Here is a 3,272-nt window from a genome sequence, read left to right on the forward strand (position 1 = left end):
CGTGCACCGCCCCGTCCGGCAGCGGCGCCACGGCAGGCCAGGTGATCGCGGCGGCCGTGGTCATGCTGGCGCCGCTGTCGCTCATCGTGCTGGCGGCCTCGCATTCGCGCAGCTACATCGTCGAGGCGCCGCAGCAGTACCGCGAACTGCTCGACTTTCTGGCCCGCACCGTGCTGGAGCTGCGCCTGAAGCTGCCGCCCGACATCGCCTCGCACCTGCCCGAGGGCGCGGTGGAGATCCAGCGCACCATCGCCGGCTACCTGGGCGCCAAGGCGGGCGCGCTGGCCATGGCCGGCCGCGCGTGGCTCAGCGGCCTGCTGCATGCCTACGTGGGCCTGCTGATCGGGGCCCTGGCCGCCGTGCGCACGCTGGACGGGGCCCGCGGACCGCTGGCCGAGGCGCTCTCGGCGCGCATCACCTGGTTCGGCGAGGCCTTCCGCCAGATCGTGGCGGCGCAGTTCTGGATCGCGGCGTTCAACACGCTGCTGACGGCGATCTTCCTGCTGGGCGTGCTGCCGCTGTGGGACCTGCAGCTGCCCTACACGCCCGCGCTGATCACGCTCACCTTCCTGGCGGGGCTGGTGCCGATCGTCGGCAACCTGCTGTGCAACGCGGTCATCACCATCGTGGGGCTGTCGGTGTCGCCTGCCGCGGCCATCGCCTGCCTGGCGTTCCTGATCCTGATCCACAAGGCCGAATACGTCATCAACGCCAAGGTGGTCGGCCAACGCACCCACATGGGCGTGTGGGAGCTGCTGGCGGTGATGTTCGTGGCCGAGGCGGTGTTCGGCCCCGCCGGGCTGGTGGCAGCGCCGCTGTTCTACGCGTACCTCAAGAAGGAACTGCAGGCAGCGCAGCTCGTCTAGTGCGTGTCACGCACTTTTCTCAGTGAGAGCAAAGCCGTGAGTAGCGTTTGCGGATGCCCCGCGAGCCGTACCCAACGGACGCCAGCGATGAAGAATGGAGCTTCGCGGCGCCCTATCTGCCCCTGATGGACCGGCACGCTTCCCAGCGAGAGCACGATCTGCGGGAAGTCTTCATTGCCCTGCGCTGGCTGTTACGCGCGGGACCGCCCTGGCAGATGCAGCCCCATGGTCCCGCCGCCCTGGGAAGTGGTCTATCAGCACGCCGGCGCTGGTTGGACGCGGGTTGCTTCGAGGCGATGGTCTCGACCTGCGCTCCATCATTCGCGTAGCGCAGGGTCGCCAAGGCCCGCCCAGCGGATGGGAGCACGTGCAGTCGAGCGCGGCAGCAAGGCCCACATGGCCTCGGACACGCGCCAGGCCGCGCGTTCAGGCAGATCTTCCAGGCAGCGCGGACTTGCGCCTGGCAGCGGAGCCCCGCCCTTCCACCCGCGCCTCCATCGCGGCCCGCCCCCCCACGCGCAAAGCCCATGTCACAAAACCGCCCCACGGGTTTGTGCCGAGCCAGCGCCTTCCACTCCAGCATTACGCTTGTCCGGCGCGCCACGCAGCCCGTGGGACGGCGTGCAGCGTCCCACGGCCCCAATCGCTTGCCTCAAAGGGTTCCCATGACCATCGCAAGAAAACTGGCTCTCCTCCTGCTGAGCGCCATTCTCGGCATCGCGGTGATGACGGCGTGGTTCCTGATCTCCGAGCGACAGCTCATCCTGCAAGAGCGCCAGACCGGCGTGCGCCAGGTGGTCGAGGCGGCGCACGGCATCGCTACGCACTTCCATGACCTGAGCACCCAGGGCGGACTCTCCGACGACGAGGCCCGCAAGCGCGCGGCCGCTGCCATCCAGGCACTGCGCTACAGCGGCAACGAATACGTCTGGATCAATGACATGCACCCGCGCATGGTGATGCACCCGGTGCGCCCCGAGTTGAACGGCAAGGACCTGACCGACAACAAGGACCCCAACGGCAAGCCGCTGTTCATGGAATTCGTGCGCACCGTACAGGCCAGTGGCGCAGGCTTCGTGCCTTACCTGTGGCCCAAGCCCGGCAGCGAAGCGCCGGTCGAGAAGACGTCGTACGTCAAGGGTTTCGCGCCCTGGGGCTGGGTGATCGGATCGGGCGTGTACATCGACACGGTGAACGCCGCCATCTGGCAACGCGCCCTGGGGTTCGGCTTGGTGGCGGCGCTGCTGGGGGCTGCGCTGCTGGTGATAGGCACCTTGATATCGCGCAACCTGCTGCGCCAATTGGGCGGCGAGCCCGGGTACGCACGCACCATTGCCCGCAGCATTTCGGAGGGCGATCTGTCGGTGGCGGTGGACACGCGCCAGGGCGACCACTCCAGCCTGCTGCTGGACATGCAGGCCATGCGCGATAGCCTGCACCGCATCGTGCAGCGCGTGCGCGACGGCACCGAGCACATCGCGGGCGCCTCGCAGCAGATCGCCGCCGGCAACCACGACCTGTCGGCCCGCACCGAATCGCAGGCCAGCGCGCTGGAGCAGACCGCCGCCTCCATGGAGGAGATGACCTCCAACGTGAAGCAGAACGCGGACAACGCCCGGCAGGCCAGCGTGCTGGCGCAATCGGCGTCCGACGTGGCGCGCCAGGGCGGCACGGTGGTGGACAAGGTGGTGCAGACCATGGGCTCCATCGATGCGTCGTCGCGCAAGGTGTCCGAAATCACCGGGGTCATCGAAGGCATCGCGTTCCAGACCAACATCCTCGCCCTGAACGCAGCGGTCGAGGCGGCGCGAGCCGGCGAACAAGGGCGTGGCTTCGCGGTGGTGGCCACCGAAGTGCGCAGCCTGGCGCAGCGCTCGTCCGAGGCGGCCAAGGAGATCAAGGCGCTGATCAGCCACTCCGCCGAGCAGGTGAAGGCCGGCACCCAACTGGCGCAAGAGGCCGGCACGACCATGCAGAACCTTGTGGACAGCGTGCTGCGCGTGTCCGCCGTGATCGAAGACATCAGCCAGGCCAGCCGCGAGCAGACCGATGGCATCGAGCAGATCAACGAAGCCATCTCGCAAATGGACCAGGGCACGCAGCAAAACGCCGCGCTCGTCGAGCAGGCCACCGCCGCTGCCGCCTCGCTGCAGCAGCAGGCCAACGAACTCAAGCAGGTGGTAGCGGCCTTTCACCTGCACCGGGCCGCGGAAGGCTCGGAAGGTTCAGGGCAAGGCACGGGGCAGGCTGCGCTGCGTCGGCCGGGGCCGGCCCGTCGGCGGTTGAACTGACGCCAGCGCTCGATACGGTGGCACCGGCCCACACCAGGGTGTCCAAAAAACGTTATTTGCTATTTTTTTTAATAGCACTCAGCACATATAAATCTAGGGCATCAGCCTCTTTTCA

Annotated in this window: 3 protein-coding genes; all 3 read left to right on the plus strand. The window is 67.7% G+C overall.

The annotated features are described in order from the left end of the window. The coding region (locus AC27KI_RS21420) for an AI-2E family transporter (RefSeq protein WP_487115724.1) at positions 1-866 on the plus strand (866 nt) is incomplete at its 5' end. Positions 867-991: 125 nt separating this feature from the next. Then, complete coding sequence (locus AC27KI_RS21425) at positions 992-1,195, plus strand: transposase (RefSeq protein WP_487115728.1); 204 nt, start codon at positions 992-994, stop codon at positions 1,193-1,195. Between the two features lie 336 nt (positions 1,196-1,531). Further along, positions 1,532-3,157: a methyl-accepting chemotaxis protein gene (locus tag AC27KI_RS21430; RefSeq protein WP_487115726.1), complete on the plus strand. Its 1,626-nt coding sequence runs from the start codon at positions 1,532-1,534 to the stop codon at positions 3,155-3,157. Positions 3,158-3,272: the final 115 nt, after the last annotated feature.

Source organism: Acidovorax sp. KPB24-03 (genome assembly GCF_057546605.1).